The 15,941-nt window shown below is 44.6% G+C and carries 14 protein-coding genes; 3 read left to right on the top strand and 11 right to left on the bottom strand.

The annotated features are described in order from the left end of the window. Positions 1-107 precede the first annotated feature (107 nt). The 4 genes from pheA to BXO88_RS01960 form a co-directional block, all read right to left on the bottom strand. Positions 108-1,250, bottom strand: coding sequence for a prephenate dehydratase (gene pheA, locus BXO88_RS01945; protein WP_078036096.1), 1,143 nt, complete (start codon positions 1,248-1,250; stop codon positions 108-110). A gap of 24 nt (positions 1,251-1,274) precedes the next feature. Further along, complete coding sequence (locus BXO88_RS01950) at positions 1,275-2,039, bottom strand: lysophospholipid acyltransferase family protein (protein ID WP_078036097.1); 765 nt, start codon at positions 2,037-2,039, stop codon at positions 1,275-1,277. Between the two features lie 18 nt (positions 2,040-2,057). Beyond that, complete coding sequence (locus tag BXO88_RS01955; RefSeq protein ID WP_078036098.1) at positions 2,058-2,873, bottom strand: ABC transporter permease; 816 nt, start codon at positions 2,871-2,873, stop codon at positions 2,058-2,060. Between the two features lie 140 nt (positions 2,874-3,013). After that, positions 3,014-4,585, bottom strand: a complete 1,572-nt coding sequence (locus BXO88_RS01960) for a DUF2142 domain-containing protein (RefSeq protein WP_078036099.1) — start codon at positions 4,583-4,585, stop codon at positions 3,014-3,016. 154 nt (positions 4,586-4,739) lie between these two features. Here BXO88_RS01960 and BXO88_RS01965 point away from each other — a divergent pair, with 154 nt between their 5' ends. Next, positions 4,740-5,945, top strand: coding sequence for an acyltransferase family protein (locus tag BXO88_RS01965; RefSeq protein ID WP_078036100.1), 1,206 nt, complete (start codon positions 4,740-4,742; stop codon positions 5,943-5,945). Here BXO88_RS01965 and BXO88_RS01970 read toward each other — a convergent pair. The 7 genes from BXO88_RS01970 to BXO88_RS02000 are packed head-to-tail and all read right to left on the bottom strand — an operon-like array spanning position 5,923 to position 12,712. Further along, entirely contained in the window at positions 5,923-7,062 is a 1,140-nt protein-coding gene (locus tag BXO88_RS01970; RefSeq protein ID WP_242945135.1) for an acyltransferase family protein, read from the bottom strand. The two genes, BXO88_RS01965 and BXO88_RS01970, sit on opposite strands and share 23 nt — an antisense overlap. Before the next feature lies 1 nt (position 7,063). Next, positions 7,064-7,498 (bottom strand): DUF2304 domain-containing protein, encoded by a 435-nt coding sequence (locus BXO88_RS01975; protein ID WP_242945126.1) that lies wholly within the window; start codon positions 7,496-7,498, stop codon positions 7,064-7,066. A gap of 32 nt (positions 7,499-7,530) precedes the next feature. Further along, entirely contained in the window at positions 7,531-8,541 is a 1,011-nt protein-coding gene (locus tag BXO88_RS01980) for a glycosyltransferase family 2 protein (protein ID WP_078036102.1), read from the bottom strand. A gap of 32 nt (positions 8,542-8,573) precedes the next feature. Beyond that, entirely contained in the window at positions 8,574-9,842 is a 1,269-nt protein-coding gene (locus BXO88_RS01985; RefSeq protein WP_078036103.1) for a lipopolysaccharide biosynthesis protein, read from the bottom strand. Between the two features lies 1 nt (position 9,843). Further along, positions 9,844-10,566, bottom strand: coding sequence for a glycosyltransferase family 2 protein (locus tag BXO88_RS01990; RefSeq protein ID WP_078036104.1), 723 nt, complete (start codon positions 10,564-10,566; stop codon positions 9,844-9,846). 1 nt (position 10,567) lies between these two features. After that, positions 10,568-11,587 (bottom strand): ATP-grasp domain-containing protein, encoded by a 1,020-nt coding sequence (locus tag BXO88_RS01995; protein ID WP_078036105.1) that lies wholly within the window; start codon positions 11,585-11,587, stop codon positions 10,568-10,570. A gap of 12 nt (positions 11,588-11,599) precedes the next feature. After that, entirely contained in the window at positions 11,600-12,712 is a 1,113-nt protein-coding gene (locus BXO88_RS02000; RefSeq protein ID WP_078036106.1) for a DegT/DnrJ/EryC1/StrS family aminotransferase, read from the bottom strand. 161 nt (positions 12,713-12,873) lie between these two features. On the opposite strand from BXO88_RS02000, the gene BXO88_RS02005 reads away from it, so the two are divergent. Beyond that, positions 12,874-14,556, top strand: coding sequence for a L,D-transpeptidase (locus BXO88_RS02005; protein ID WP_078036107.1), 1,683 nt, complete (start codon positions 12,874-12,876; stop codon positions 14,554-14,556). A 175-nt stretch (positions 14,557-14,731) separates the two neighbouring features. Beyond that, entirely contained in the window at positions 14,732-15,940 is a 1,209-nt protein-coding gene (locus tag BXO88_RS02010) for an acyltransferase (protein WP_078036108.1), read from the top strand. Position 15,941: the final 1 nt, after the last annotated feature.

The raw sequence follows: 15,941 nt of genomic DNA on the forward strand, positions 1-15,941 counted from the left end.
CTCCTGTAGAACGTCGTTCCATGCAAATCACGTGACATAAGAGATGACGCTACACGGTCATACCCTCACACGACCCAAGCAGTAAGATTTTTCTTCGACTATATAGTTCAATAATTCCCAAGGATTGAAAGTTCGGTCACCTGATCCCCCATGCCTGAAAGAGCATTGATGACATTTGGCATATCGAGTCTTCCCTCTATATCCACAAAGAAACGATACTCGAAGGGACGCTCCGGAACCGGCCGGGAAGAGATCATGGTCATATTTACATCATTAAAGATGAAGTTCCCCAGAATATTGTACAGAGCTCCGGGACGGTGGGCTGTTTCGAAGCAAAGACTTATCTTTTTTGCATTTTCCGTATAAGTCTTTTCCCTTCCGATGATGATGAATCTCGTGGTATTAGTCTTCTCCTTGTTCACAGATTTCTGAAGTATCTGAAGACCATACAGCTCTGCTGATTCCTCCGATGCAAGAGCCGCGATACTTCTGTCGCCTCTGTCCTTAACGAACTTAGCTGCAACTGCTGTGTTAGCCATGGCAACTGCTGTGATCTCAGGATGCTCCTCAAAGAAGCCACTGCACTGTCCAATGGCCTGAGGATGAGAGTAAACCGCTTTTATCCCATCAATTTCCGCACCCTCTACACTCATAAGTGCATGCTCCACCTTGAGATCCACTTCCTCTATTATAGCAAGTTCCGGATATTTTATCAGCAGGTCAAAGTTATCTGACACAACTCCATGGCTGGAATTCTCTATAGGAAGGACAGCGTAATCAGCCTTTCCCTCCTTCACCATATCTGCCGCATCCTTCCAGGTCTTTACATTGGTAAGATCTGCATCCTTTCCGAAGCACTGTCTGGCAGCAATATGAGCATAAGCCCCTTCCACGCCCTGATATACTGCACGTTTTCCAAGCTTGGTTCTCGCATCTATCTTCTCATAACCGGTATCATAGCTTTTTCCATGTTCTGACAGGATACGGAGCTGGAGTCTCCTGGAAATGGTCATCATCTGCCGGTACAGCTCTCTTATTGCCTTCTTGTCAAAGTCACTTTCAAGATATGATGCAACTGTATCCAGCTTCTCTTCTTCTCTTGCCGGATCGAAGACCGCCTTTCCGCTTTTGATCTTTGTTTCCGCAACCAAAGCACAAAGATCCATACGCTTCTTGTATAACGCGGTGATCTCCTTATCTATAACATCCAACTGGTCTCTTATTTCAAGTAAGGTCTGTGTGTTTTCCATCCTAAGGGGTCCTCTCTTTTAGGTTTATGCCTTCTTCTCTTCCTGCTCTTTTGCCTTGAGATCCTTGATATTTTCGATGACAATGTCTCTCACATAAGCGCCGACATGCTTCCTCATATCCTCCGGGATCTCACTTACTGTGATAGGCTTTCCGATCTTTACCTTTACATGCTGAGGCTTAACTATCGGGAAATGTGCCTCCAGGATATCTCTTGTATGAAGCATGGAAACAGGAACTATCTTACAGTTGCTCTTCTCGGCAATTTTAAAAGATCCCTCCTTGAATGGAAGCATATCCTCTTCAGATTCTCCATCGGAACGAGTTCCCTCCGGGTAGATCCACATGGAGATCCCCAGATTCACATACTTTATGGCAGTGATGATAACCTTAAGGGACTGCTTAAGATTATTACGCTCAATCATAAGGCAACTTACATACTCCATCCATCTTGCGAGAGGCTTTATCTTCCTCATCTCGCTCTTTGCGATGAAGCCTGTAGGACGGTCCACAAGAGAGTAGGCGATAAGTACGTCATAGTACGAACGGTGGTTTCCAACGAACATAACTCCCTCTTCCTTGGGAATAGAAGTGAGGTTCTCCATCCCCTCCACTTCATAGGTCACTCCGCTGACATTAAGTATCTTTCTCAGTATTCCCTGTACGAGAGGCACTGCAGCAGCAGATCTCTCCCTTCTGTCCTCGATCTTCTCTATCCTTCCGCGATACATCATATCGCCGATAGTTAAAAAGAAAATAATAAGTGAAATAACAGCTATTGTATGTAACATAAAAAATCTCCATTCAAATTAAAGTACATCCGAGAAATGCGGACGGAGGCGCTTGAAAAATCCAAGGCCAAGGAAGAATACCAGAAGAGTGAATACCCAGAAATAAATACTGAGCATAGGTCTCATCCAGAAAGGATCTCCGGTAAGCATCGAATCCCTGTATCCTGCAACTATGTAGTAAAACGGATTCAGCTTAAGGACTGTCGCTACCCATGGGGCTTTTCCTGTGAACAATGTTTCATCATACATGATAGGACACATCCATATGCCAAACTGAAGCATTATCCCGACGATCTGCTGCATGTCCTTAAAAAATACATTAACGGCACTTGTGAGATACCCGAGTCCAAGTGCAAGAACAGATGCTGCAAAGCTGTAATAAAAGATCTGTATCCAGCTCACTTCCGGCATCTTCCCGGAAACGAGATATGCTATGAGCATGATGAGGATAAAGCAGAGATGCACGAAAAAGCATGATGCAAGCTTTATGATAGGCAGCAGCTCCACCGGAAAAACCACCTTTTTGACGAGATAGTTATATTCATGAAGTATACCCGTTATGGTGTTCATTGCCTCACTGAAAAAAAACCAGGGAACCAGTCCCGGTATCAGCCAGATAACATAGCTTGTGTTGGGAACCGGAGGCGCAGACTTAAATCCGTAGGGTCCAAAGATAAACGCGTATATCACCACCGTAACGAGAGGCTGAACGAACATCCAGATGATCCCGAAATAGGATCCTACAAAACGTTTTCTGAAATCCGACTTAGCAAGATCGAAGATCATCCTCCTTCTCTCGATGATATCACTGAATAATTTCTTTAAATGTTTCATATCTATATAAAGGTCAGTCTCTGACCTGTATTTCACTCCTGTTGTTTTTACTTTGAAAATGTTTTATCCCGCAGCCTTAAGGACAATATATCCTGTTTACAGCACTGCGCGGTGAAAACACATTATATCATGTTCCTGCCTCATCCCACACGGGAAATAACCGTAAGATAACAGCCTGTAAGAACTGCGCCGTCCATCAGTATCTCCGCCGAAATCATAAGCCTCGTAAGAGCTTCTGTCCAGCTTATGCCTCTCATCTTTTTATCAAGTGTCCCTGATCGGAGTGCCATAAAAAGAACCGGCAGGTAAGGAAGGAAATATCGTCCCTGAATACCGAGGATATAGAAGGTATCATCAGGTGTATAGGAAAGCAGCATGCTGACCAGTAGTACGAATGTCAGCAGCACAGCTACAAACGCCATAAAGAACCTCTGCCAGAGCTTAGGAAGCGCTTCACCTTCATGTCCGAAAAGTGCTGTAAAGAAAGCGGCGCCCCAAAAACCATAGAGAAGAGGTGTAGCTGTGGACAGCCCTCTGTCGAAAGCTCCAAGCCACATCCCCACCGTTGTGCCGAGATACTCTGCTCCCAGGATCTGGAAAGTATTTCTGATTATACGGAACACAAGGGTCTTATCCTTTAAAAGCTCCTGCATATCGTGAAGCTTCACTGTGTTTATCTCTCCGGAGGATGTGAGTTCAGGTGCCTGTGTCACGCCGGAAGCATTGACATAACGGAGTACTTCACGGAGATTCACAAAGGCTATGGAGCCTGTGATGAGCATGCCTATGAAAAGCACAGTCGCAGTCCATCTAAGGGCACTTGGCTTCCTCCATCTTGCCACAGGTATCATGAGACACAGGGCAAAAAGTGTGGAATAGATCATCTTGCAGGGCGCAAGAAGTACAGCAAGAATCCCCATTTCCAGTATATCTCTCCAGCCTATCTTTTCCTCTGTTCCCTTGAATGCATGATCGAGGATGACTGCCAGCAGATAGAAGCTTAATGAAATGATGAAGCTGTCATAGCTGTAACTTCCCATAAGCTCCAGAGTCATGGGAAAAAGCGAAACAGAAAAGAACAGCTTCTTACCCACCGGAGTCCTTCTTACAGACATCGCTCCCAAAACACTGAAAAACAGAAGATTCATAAATCTTCCCAGAAACAGAAGTCCGAAAGCGCTCAGATCAAGCAACCGCGCGAGAGTTATGCCAAAAGCCGGCATAAAATACGCTGCCGGAGTAGTCGCAACAGGTTGCTGGAGCGTTATGCTCTCTCCCCTGTCTGCGCTTTCAAAAAGCGTGCTTCTGTGAATCTCTTCATATACCGGACGGCTAAGTACCTGACCAAGGACCGTAGCTTTATTCAGGTCATTGTCTCCCGGCCAGTTCACTATGAACTCATCTTCTTTTCTTATGATAATGTTTCCGTCCGCATCCCTAGGCGTCTTCAGCATCATTTTGTTGGAAAGCTCATACGCTCCGACGAAATGAAGCACCTCATCAGGGGCAGAAAGAGGCGGCAGTACAGCCATAAAAATGATCCCCATCCACAGAACTGCCACGAAATAAATCTGATATAGCCTCTGCCTTGACTTAAGCAAAAGAAAAGTTACCGCCAGAAAAACCACCGTAAGTGCTGCAATAAGCAAAAGGAACCATTGGATCAGGAACTGATCCTCCGTCCCTCGAAAGCTGTTTAAAATCTGAAGCATCACTAGCCTCACCTTCTGATATTATTCATGTCTAAATCTTTCCAATTTTACAATAGATTGATATGGGTGTCAAAATGATATGAGCGTTGCGCTTTACCTTCATATCTAGTAAAGTGTGAGGGTATATAACCAAACTATTTCAGGAGTATTTTTCATGTCACAAAACACAAAACCACGCCGGCTTCTATATCTTGATTCCCTCAAATATATATTCTGCCTCATCATTTTCTGGACCCACTTCACAGGCGTCTTCTGGACCATGTGTGAAATCAGACCCGACCTCCGCCCTGAGCTTCAGCTCCTGTTTTGTCCCCCTCTTTCCATACTGGTGGACTCGAACCTTGCGCTTTACGGCTTCTGCATCATATCCGGTTACCTCGCATCCTTTAAGAAGATAAGTTCCCTTAAGGAGCTTATTCTGCAGCTTGCAGGACGCTACATAAGGTTCGTCATACCTTTTTTCTTCATCAACACCATAGCCTTCCTGATCTACTACACCCTGGGCTTCCCCACTCTTATTTCCAGCGATCTGCTGCATAACAGCTGGGTAAGCACCTTCTATAACCATCCCTATGGTATAGACGAGCTCATAATGGCCTCACTCACCATGTCCGGCACACTTAACGGACCGCTCTGGATGATGAAATACATATTTGGCGGAACCTGTTTGATCTACATTTATAACTACATCAAACATATATGTACTTCAGGAAACATCGAAAAGACATCATTTGTCCTGGCTTTTGTCAATGCTTTTGCCGTGATTCTGATGGTCATAAGCTTTGTCTATCCGCCGGAACCTGATTTCTTCCACCTTGTACTGGTTCTCATTGGTGCAGTGATGATGTACATTGATAAGTTCATAAAAGGAAAGACAAAACCGGAGGAAAACGGTTCTCGGGTCTTTGACATCATTTTTCTGATAGTCGCTCTTATCCCCATCCTTCTGGATGCTGGAGGACTTGTGAAATTTATAAGCCCTTTTGTAAGCAAAAACTGCCCGGAATTGCTTCCATATTTCACCTGGAACATGTACTGGGTGATAGGCTTCAGTTTTTTCCTCATATTAGGCATCATGAACTGCCGGTTTTTACAAAAAATATTGGAGCTAAGCGTTATGAAACGCCTCGCTCCAACAAACTTCTCAGTATATCTTATTCATTTTCCTCTGATATGCTGTCTTTCCTTAAAGCTCTATGTTTTGATGGTAAACCGCATATCCTATACAAAGGAATTTATCATCATTACTGTAGTGACCTTCACTGCCCTTTTTATCGCAGCTTATATGTATGAGCTGACTGTAGGGAAGCTTCAGAACAGGATCATACGTTTTCTCGTCAATGCTTTAAACCGTATTTGACAACGGACTTTATCTTGTCTATCGCGAGCCCGACAACCAGAGGGATCAGAACCGCCACAAAAAGATACAATACCCACCACTCATTTGAAAGTGGTGAAGGATAAGCCGAAAGGCTCATTCCCGGGTCACGGTAATAAAATTTTCTGAGCATCATGTCAGTCATCTTAAATATGAAGATATGAAATGCCATGATATCAAAGCTGTATCGACCCGCAAGTGCCACAAGTCCTGCCAATGGATTTGTGGCATTTTTCATGAGGGGAATCTTCTTCATAACCTCTCCGAAAAACCTGATCTTCTCAAGTAATCCCGATATCAGGATCGTAAATATTATCCCCAGTATACCGCCCACATAGAACCACATTCCGAAGATAAGCTGACTGGCAAGATCAAACCATATTCCCGCTTCTATAAAGAGATTGAAAATATAAAAGATCACTGCCGCAAGAACCACCATCAGAGGAACCGGCAGCTTTTCATGAAAATCCGGAATATATCTTCTTACAAAGTATCCCAGTGCAAAGAAGGGCTCTATCACAAATGCCAGCTCCATATGATAAAGAACATTTATGCCTTCGTTCACAACATACTGCCCCACAACTATCGAAGCCACTGTCAGTATGATGATGAAAGCCGTCTTTACACGAGGTCTCGTCAAAAGCTCCGCAAGATTTCTCGACACATGTACAACCCCGGCAAAGAGAACCGCTCCCAGAAGCCATAACGGTACGAACCACATAGGACCTGAATACAGCTCCGGTCTTTCAAAGACCATACTGCCTATAACAGAATTAACGAATTGCGGAGTCTCATAGATCACAGAACCTTCCGTCATAAGTCCGTGCACAACTGCATAATTATGTGTCACGGCAAAGAACAAGCAGTAAAGAACGTATCTCGGCCATGCACCTGCAACGCGGTGCCCGAAATAGACAAAAGGTCTGTCTCCGTACTTGTCTTCATTGAAAAAGTACCCCGTCACAAAGAAGAAAAGAGCCAGATGAAAAAGATAGACTATAGCTCCACCCACCTTTCCGGTGTGACCAAATACTATGAAGATTATGCCAAAGCCCTTAAATATATCCCATAAAAGTGAACGCTGCCTGCCTTCTGCCATATCATTCACCCCGCCTCCCGGACTTATCCTGTGATATATCATCCCGACGGGAATCTTCTACCTTAGCTCTTCCGGAAACGGCTTTGCTCCTAACAGACTCCATCATTTCCCTGTCCCTGAGGGCAATCTCCTGCACCAGGCTTCTCACCTTATCCTCCAGTGAACTGATTCTCATGCTCATGGAAAAGAGCCTCATGATCAGTATGAATATCATAAAAAGGAAGAGGAAATTAGCCGTGCTGTAAATTCCGAGAAGACTTGCCAGAGTATCCGGCACTGAAGGAAATACAGCAAACACTACAAACATAAATACCAGCAGTATCCAGAAGATAGAATCCTCTATATTCAGTTTAGACTTACGTATCCTGCTGAGAACTATCCCCAGCGTTCCAACAGATGCTGCCACCAGAACAACTCTGAAAAGCGGTGTCATCATAATGATAAATCTCCTTCGATAAATATAAAAGCTCAGTCCCAGTAATGCTTATTCATGGTCAGTTTCATGACCATGCTTCGTGACAGCTTTTTATAGTCCTTTCCAAGACGATATCCTGTGTACTTACATGCTGATATCCATATAAGTCTTATGGTCGAGAATATCCTCCCCTCTTTCAAAAGCGAAAGAGCATTTCCCTTTACAAGCCGGATACCCTCTCCTTCAGATATTATGCCGCCGAATACATCGGGATTGTCCGCCTGCGACACACCAAGATCGAAATTACGGCGAAGCTGCTGGATCCCGTTATAATTGTGGGCATGATAGACCTCTGCCTCTGCACAGTAAGCACTTGCATATCCTGCTTTCAGCATTCTGGCGCAATAGATCATGTCCTCGTTAAAGATCGTATGAACCGGAAATCCCTTTAAACTGTCAAACACGTCTCTTCTGTAAAGACAGCATACATTTGACTCAAAATAGGTTTTTATACCCAACCTCGGAAGATCCTCTATGGTCTTTACAAAGGAGTGATCCGGATAGTTAAAGCTTCTTGAATACCTCTCATCCACAGAACTCTCATCTGTTGCGAGCTGTCTTCCGTAGACTGCGGCTATCTCGAATTTCTTTTTCTCCCCACCGTTCTCTTTACCTGCAGAACCGGTCTTTTCCTTCGAAGCTTCATCTAAACGCCCTGATGAGGGACCCACATTACAGTCATCACCTTCCATCATTCTGACGAGATTTTCCACCAGAAATTCATCCTTTGGCACCGCATCATCTGTCATAAGGAGGAAATAATCCGCAGTGGACATGGACACTCCCAGATTTCTGGTGGCGCCATGATCGAACTCGGAGGCAGAAATGTCTGTTACAGAAACATTGGCATAATCCTTAAATATATTCCTGTCGAGGAATGACGCTTCAGTGTTCACTATGATGATCCTGCTTATTGGATATGTCTGCTTCTGAAGCATACTCTGCTGTCTTATGAATTTTTTCCCGGGTTTATATGTGGGAATGATCACATCTACTGTTTTCATAAATCTTTGTCTCTTCCGAGAAACCTCTTCCTTTACTTCTTTTCTTCAAGCTCCATTTCCCGCACCGCCTGAAGGGCAAATACAGAAAAGAGGATGACCAGTATCCCCATGAGCATGAAATAGTTTATCGCTCCTCCGAGCATTCCCCTCATCTCCACCATACGCTCTGCGGAAAATACCGCCACCACCGCAGTCATGACGTACCCCGCGAAAATATGGAACTGCTTACGTACTGTAACCAGAATATAGTACATTACATTGGCGAAGGCATAAAGAGCTCCGCCTGCGATAAGCATAATAAAGGTCAGATACTCTGAAACAAGCTTTCCCTTCGCACCTGCTCCAAGGATAAGCTCGAAGATCCAGAGCCCCGGCCGTCCGAAGATAAGTGCCCCTAGGATAATGACTACACTGAGAACCAAAACCGCCTTCAGCATATAGACAGAAGTCTTTTTAAATGCCTCTGAATCCTTCACAGCGAACTGATCCGCAAGTCTGGTAAGCATGGGTCTGATAAGAAAATTCGCTATAAGATAGATAAAGGATGTCGGCATGAACAGTACATTGAAATATCCCGATACCGCATCGGTAAGCTTCGCATCTATAGCATATTTTGATGCGGAAAAAATGTAAAAATCCACGAATACGCTGAGGAACAGAAGTCCTGTGGAGCTCATCATGGTTTTTACGTTCTCTTTTCCGAAACTCCTGTCCACTCCGGGGACCCCGGACAGCACTCTTCCTGCAAAGAAATAGGTTCCTACCATCTGCATCACATCTGAAGCAGCCGCAGCCAGAAGAAGATTTTTTGTAAGCATCAGCACCAACAGAAGGGTGATAACCGAAATGCTCGTACGGAATGCCAGAGACTGCCCTGTTCTGTACAGAAGTCCCTGCCTCTGCAGCTCCGACTCATATACATCAGCATATCCGTCCACTATCTTGTACCCCGCAAGAAGCAACAGTATGATGGATTTATGGAGATCATAGCTTCCCATAAGCATCTGACCCCCTACAAACAAAAAGCTGGCAAATACTGCCAGTAATGATGTGAACTGTCTTACGCAAAGGTAATCGCCAAAGCTGAATTGCTTTTTCATATCAGTAATATGGAAGGGTCTGATACCAAAGTATGCGATGATGAACATCTGCTGCCCCAGTGTAGAAAATCCAAATCCAAATATACCGCCATCATCAGCTCCGACTATCCTGATGACTGCAAATGCCAGCACGATGGATGCCATGGCATAAATAAAGCTTCCTATGGCATTCCATAAAAAATCTCTTTTAGTATCTGTCACTTTATTCCTTCTTCCTGCTGCTCTGGATGACCAAAATGGATATGAGCATACGAGCCATATACTTCATGGCATTTATAGGACGGAGATATGACTCTCCCGATAGTCTTTCATCTATGGTCACAGGTGCCTCAACAACTTTTGCACCATTCTTCATAAGATATGAAACGGTATCCGGCTCGGGACCGTAGTTCATACGATTGGCAAATCCCGCTATTACCCTATGACTGTACATCCTGAGACCACAGGTAGGGTCAGTGATAGTCTTTCCGGTAGTGATCTTTATAGCGAGAGAAATAAGTCTCGAGCCTATCTCCCTCATGGATCCGCCCTTCTTTTTCTCGAGGAAACGTGAGCCGAGAACTATATCATAGTCCCCTTCTATCATCCTGTTATAAAGGACTTCCACATCCTCTGCTCTGTGCTGACCGTCTCCGTCAAACTGAACCGCGTAGCTGTATCCCCTTCTATGTGCATATTTCATACCTGTCTGAAAGCAGCCTGCAAGTCCCAGGTTCACCGGAAGCTCTATATAGTTATAATGCTCCTTCTCGCAAAGCTCATGAGTGCCGTCTGTTGATCCGTCTGAAACGATGACATAATCCATCGGGAAATCCTGAGAAAGGATGTCCGAAACCACCTTCGGAAGATTACCGGCTTCGTTGTAAGCAGGTATGATCAGTATCACTCTCCCCTTATTTGATTCTTTGTCAAAGCACTTTCTCATATCACATCCTGATTTCCTGATATTTTCTGGTCATGAATCCACACTTCTGTAAGGGCATATCCTCCATAGGCATGCCATCAAAAATATTCATATGGTTTTTTATCATAGGTACACCGGCAAGCTCCGTAAAGGCTATGCCACCGGAAAAACGCGGATTACATTCCACGAAATAATAAACTCCCGACCCCTCTCCATGTATGAATTCAAAGTTGACACATCCCTTTATCCCTGCAGCCTCAGCTATCTTACAGCAGGCTTCCTGAAGAAGCCTCTCCTCCATCACACGGATACTTAGTCCTGCACCGTTTGGAGTCCTTATAAGCTCCTCTCTCGGTACAGCCCTGCATCTGCCTTCACCATCTCTCAATATATCCACGGTAATGACATTGCCCTTTATCATAGGCTGAACTATATACTTCTCAAGAGCTGTATCATTAAGCTTGGTAGGATCCATGATACTCGAAAATGCAAAACCGAGCTGATCCTCCTGATAGATACGATAAAGCCCGTTGGAGCTTCGTCCGTCTACCGGCTTAATTATGACCGGAAATTCGATTTCCTCAAAGTCAACATCAGATGCCTTCTCGGAAGGTATGGTGCGTACTGCTGCCTTCAGCTCCTCATCATCCGAACTGTCGAGAACTCTCTTTACCAGCTCTGTCATACGGAGCTTGTCTCTCAGTATCTCTATGACCTCTTTGTCAGACATACATATCCTGACACCGTTTTTCTCGATCTCATCCCTGTGTCTGTTCAGGGCATCTACCTCGAGGTCTATGATCGGGAGTATACGTTCTACCTGCTCCTTCTCACATAAGTCCTTTATAAAAGAAATAAATGCCTCTTCATCACTCGCCAGTGGTGCCTGATAAAACACATCCACGTCGAGAGAATTGGCAACCCAGTTCTTATCATATATATCACTGCCGACCACTCTGTAGCCCATTTCACGAAGGCTCCTTATGACCGCATCTGCAGCAAAGGAACCTATAGCTGTGACCAGCGCCGTTCTTTTTTTCATTATTTCCACCTCTTAATTCAGTATCATCATAGAGATCCTGTCTACAGCCTCGAGGCTGAGATCCGGGAATATCGGAAGAGTCAGGATCTCAGTTGATGCAAGAAGCGCATTAGGAGTATCGTTGACATCATACTGATCTCTGTAACAGCTGTATGCATTGATACAAGGATAAAAATACTTTCTGGCATTCACATTGCCGGCCTTGAGAATAGCGAATATTTCATCTCTAGTTCTCTTATAATTATGGAAGCGAACCGGCATATAGGCATAGTTCGGCTTCACATCCGGATTAAGCTCCGGAAGGATGATCCCCTCGACTCCTCCGAGATTTTCCATGTAACGCTCAAACACCAGCTTACGTCTTTCTATGTAACTGTCCACATGGCGCAGATTACAAAGTCCCATAGCAGCGGCAAACTCATTCATCTTTCCGTTTCCGCCTACAGATGCCACCTCTTCCTGACCGAGGATTCCGAAGTTTTTAAGCTCATACAGCTTAGCCATAAGTTTTTCATCAGGTTCTCCGGTAGTTATGGCTCCACCCTCGATGGAATTGAACACCTTTGTGGCATGGAAAGAAAACATAGATGCATCACCAAAGCTTCCGACTCCTCTTCCCTTATACTCCTCTCCGAAAGTATGAGCCGCATCATAAAGCACCTTGAGATGGTGACGATCAGCGATCTCCTGTATCTTTTCCACATTGCAAATGTTTCCGTATACATGTACAGGAAGGATCGCAGAGGTCTTGTCTGTTATAAGTGACTCCAGCCTGTCAGGGTCCAGTGTATAGTCCTTCAGATTTATATCACAGAATACAGGCTTAAGTCCGTTCCTGACGATGGCATGGGTCGTAGACGAAAAAGAGAAAGGAGTGGTGATGACCTCTCCCGAAAGATCCATCGCCTGAATCAGGAACTCAAGTGCACTATGTCCGTTCACGAAAAGTTGAACGGATCCGACCTTCAGATAGTCTTTAAGCTTTGATCTTAATTCTTCATGGAACTTTCCCATATTGGTGAGCCATGCCGAATCCCATATCTCTCTGAGCATCTCTGTATACTCATCAAACGGGGGCAGACTCGCTTTTGTTACATTAATTATATTTCTATCTATATCTGACATTTTATCTCCAAAAATACGCAAAAATAGGCAGTTTATTGCCAATACTTTACGATTTTATAATATTGCCTATAAAAAGTAAATCCCGGGTGGAACTTTCAAATCCCATGTGATAAAGTGTATGCGTATATTTTTTGACAGATAAAGTCTTGGAGGATTAAAAAATGATAAGTATGAAACGTACTGTCGCACTCCTTGCAGCAGCCGCTATGATGGCTCAACCAGTAACTGCCTTTGCCGCTTCACCTGCCGATGCTATTCCGGGTCAGGCTACGGTAACTGAAGCTACAACCGGTTCTGCCCTTCAGACATCCGATGTTGTCATAGCCAACGATCCATCAGTAAGTTCTGATGCTACTGCAGGAAACGTTGCTGTAAACATAAACGATACAAATGCGCAGTCTTCTTCACAGGGTAATGTGTCCACATCAGATGTACCTGCATCTGCGACAGGCACAGAACAGAACACTGCTACAGGAACAACAGTATCAAAGGGAAGTCTGACTGCTTCAAGTTCAAAGACACTTCCAACTGTCGATCCGACAGATATCGATACTATCCGTTACAACTATATGACCACTCCTTCAGATGGAAATATGGAAGCCGATCCTGTTCTCGATATGGTACCGTTAGGTTCCTATTTCATTTATGATGGTGCCGGAAACAGCATCGACTGGGGTACAACTTCAAAGAATGATTCCTTTGCATATTCAGCTATGGGCTTCACAAGCTTCATGCTTGAGCATGCCAATGTCGGAAGATGGTACTACAGAACCTACTCCAACGGAACAGGCTGGGGTCCATGGGCTACCTCAAAGGAGTCCACTCCTAATCAGGGAATCGTTTCTGCCATGCAGATCCGAGTAAAGGGCTATACACATAATCTTGGTGATCTTTACTACAGAGCAGTTCTTAACGACGGTACAGTTACAGACTGGGCACCGGAAGGACAGGCTGTAGGTTCCATCGGAGATGACCGTTATATCATCGCCATTAAGCTCGCTCTCTGGAAGAAGGGCGTCGAGTTCTATGATTCAACAGAAAAGCCTATGGCTAACAGCAACAACGAAGGTGTTTTCTGGACAGAGAACGGTGCAAGCTACGTAACAGCCGATGGACGTTCATACACAGGCTGGGGCTTCGACGGCGACTCAAACCAGTACTACTTCAACAACGGTGTTGCAGTTACAGGCTGGAACGTCATCGACGGTTATAACATTTACTTTGACAACAGCGGTGTAGCTCTCAAGGATCTTTCAGGTGTAATGGGAACTCCGGGCGCATATGCCATAAAGGTAAACAAGGCAACAAGAACCATGTACATCCTCGCTCAGGATGCATCAGGAAACTTCACCATTCCATATAAGACCCTTATGGTAACAGTAGGTGATGACACTCCTATCGGTTCCTTCTCAATTTATGAGAAGTACAGATGGCACTTTATGCACACTGATTGCTACACTCAGTTCCTTTCAAGATTCAAGGGACACTTCCTGCTTCACTCACTGCTTTATACAAAACCTGATTACAACACCATGGATGCTATTTACTACAACTACATGGATGACTCTATGTCAGGCGGATGCGTAAGACTTCGCGCAGTTGACTGTGCATGGATCTACAACAACTGTCCTAACGGAACAACAGTTACAATCTACAACAACAAGTGGGACAAGGGACCTATAGAGAAGGATGCTATCCAGCAGGCCATCCCTAGAGACCAGACCTTCGATCCGACAGACCCTCTGGTTACAGCAGCCCAGGACGCAGCAGCTCAGCAGGCTGCGGCTCAGGCAGCAGCTCAGGCTGAATCAGCAGCAGCTGAAGGCGAGGGCGAGCCACAGTAATATCGATACCATTTAAACGGAACGGACTTATGTCTGTTCCGTTTTTTATTTGCCACAGAACAGCATCGTGATATAATGGTGCAGCATAATTTGTAAAAGGATGGCACTGTCCGGAGACCATCCTGTGATTTCCGCCAATGCAGTAAATAAATCATTTCAGGGAGGATGATCCAATATGCAGGTAGCCAAAAAGAAGCAGGACCTAAATGTTGAACTGCTCCGCATCATTGCCTGTCTCATGGTCATTATGATCCATGTTCGGCCTTTTCCTATTTCAGGTACAACACTCAGAGATGCAGTGGTACTTATCTATGTACTGAACGGTCCCGCCGTAGCCGCCTTCTTTATCATCAGCGGATTCTTCATAAATAAAAACCAGACTCTTTCCCACATACTTCGACGTTTCCTTACAGGGGTCATACTCCCTGCAGCAGCCTTCGTTTTTGTCCTTGGACTTATCCGTCTCTGGATAGACCATCCAGAAGTATCTATACTCGAAAGTATTTTAAGCTCTCACCCCGTAACCATTTTTACAGATATGCTTCAGGGCTTTCTCGCTTTCGACACAGTACGCTTCGGGCTTTACGCAGATCATCTCTGGTACATCTTCAGCTATGCAGGTGTGATGCTTTGGATGCCTGTGATGCTTGCTCTTATAAAGCACGATGAGCTTAAGGTTCTCAGGATAATGCTTCTGATCGCAGCCTTTCACTTCAGCCTTCAGAACCTGAGTGCCCTTGTCACTCTGCCTGTAGGAATATATATTCCCGAATCTGTCGGCAAGCCTGCCATGTACGCTATAGCCGGTTTCCTGTTCTATTCCCGGATAAAAAGAATCCGCATACACGGAAATCACACTTTAAAAGAAGCCTCTGAACCAGGTCGCGGTATTTACTTATATCAGCTTTCTTTTATAATACTTTTTGTCATTAGTTCGCTGATACTCTTCTTCCTTCAGAAGCATATATATCTTACCGGTATGCTCTCAGGGCGAACCGCTGTCGAACTAAGCACAGATTATTACTTTACAAGCTGGCACGGAATTTTCTGCGGTCTTCAGACTCTGGCTCTCAGCGGTTTCATACTCCTGATTCCGGCTGCATATTTCCCTGCTCCTGTATCGAAGCTCATTTCAACACTGGGAAGCTATACCTTCCCCATATATCTTCTGCACTACATTTTCACCAATCATTTCCGCGCTATAGGCGTGGAAGCATGGTTTAAAGCTCTGTTCGGCGAGAGTTCTGTAGGACTTATCCTCTACAGCCTTATCTATACGCTTTTTATATTTGCTGTAACAGCTGTACTTGTATTTTTCCTCACAGGTACTTGTAATGTGGTGAATAAGGGATCAAACATACTCAAAGCTAAAAGAAATAAATAAT

The organism is Oribacterium sp. C9, assembly GCF_002007235.1.
In the GTDB taxonomy this organism is placed as follows: Bacteria; Bacillota; Clostridia; order Lachnospirales; family Lachnospiraceae; genus Oribacterium.

What these genes read in the sequence shown, in the direction of transcription:
- pheA (WP_078036096.1), bottom strand. Translation starts at nt 1,250, where the DNA reads ATGGAAAACACACAGACCTTACTTGAAATAAGAGACCAGTTGGATGTT.
- BXO88_RS01950 (WP_078036097.1), bottom strand. Translation starts at nt 2,039, where the DNA reads ATGTTACATACAATAGCTGTTATTTCACTTATTATTTTCTTTTTAACT.
- BXO88_RS02010 (WP_078036108.1), top strand. Translation starts at nt 14,732, where the DNA reads ATGCAGGTAGCCAAAAAGAAGCAGGACCTAAATGTTGAACTGCTCCGC.
- BXO88_RS01990 (WP_078036104.1), bottom strand. Translation starts at nt 10,566, where the DNA reads ATGAGAAAGTGCTTTGACAAAGAATCAAATAAGGGGAGAGTGATACTG.
- BXO88_RS01975 (WP_242945126.1), bottom strand. Translation starts at nt 7,498, where the DNA reads ATGATGACACCGCTTTTCAGAGTTGTTCTGGTGGCAGCATCTGTTGGA.
- BXO88_RS01970 (WP_242945135.1), bottom strand. Translation starts at nt 7,062, where the DNA reads ATGGCAGAAGGCAGGCAGCGTTCACTTTTATGGGATATATTTAAGGGC.
- BXO88_RS01995 (WP_078036105.1), bottom strand. Translation starts at nt 11,587, where the DNA reads ATGAAAAAAAGAACGGCGCTGGTCACAGCTATAGGTTCCTTTGCTGCA.
- BXO88_RS01965 (WP_078036100.1), top strand. Translation starts at nt 4,740, where the DNA reads ATGTCACAAAACACAAAACCACGCCGGCTTCTATATCTTGATTCCCTC.
- BXO88_RS02000 (WP_078036106.1), bottom strand. Translation starts at nt 12,712, where the DNA reads ATGTCAGATATAGATAGAAATATAATTAATGTAACAAAAGCGAGTCTG.
- BXO88_RS02005 (WP_078036107.1), top strand. Translation starts at nt 12,874, where the DNA reads ATGATAAGTATGAAACGTACTGTCGCACTCCTTGCAGCAGCCGCTATG.
- BXO88_RS01980 (WP_078036102.1), bottom strand. Translation starts at nt 8,541, where the DNA reads ATGAAAACAGTAGATGTGATCATTCCCACATATAAACCCGGGAAAAAA.
- BXO88_RS01960 (WP_078036099.1), bottom strand. Translation starts at nt 4,585, where the DNA reads ATGCTTCAGATTTTAAACAGCTTTCGAGGGACGGAGGATCAGTTCCTG.
- BXO88_RS01955 (WP_078036098.1), bottom strand. Translation starts at nt 2,873, where the DNA reads ATGAAACATTTAAAGAAATTATTCAGTGATATCATCGAGAGAAGGAGG.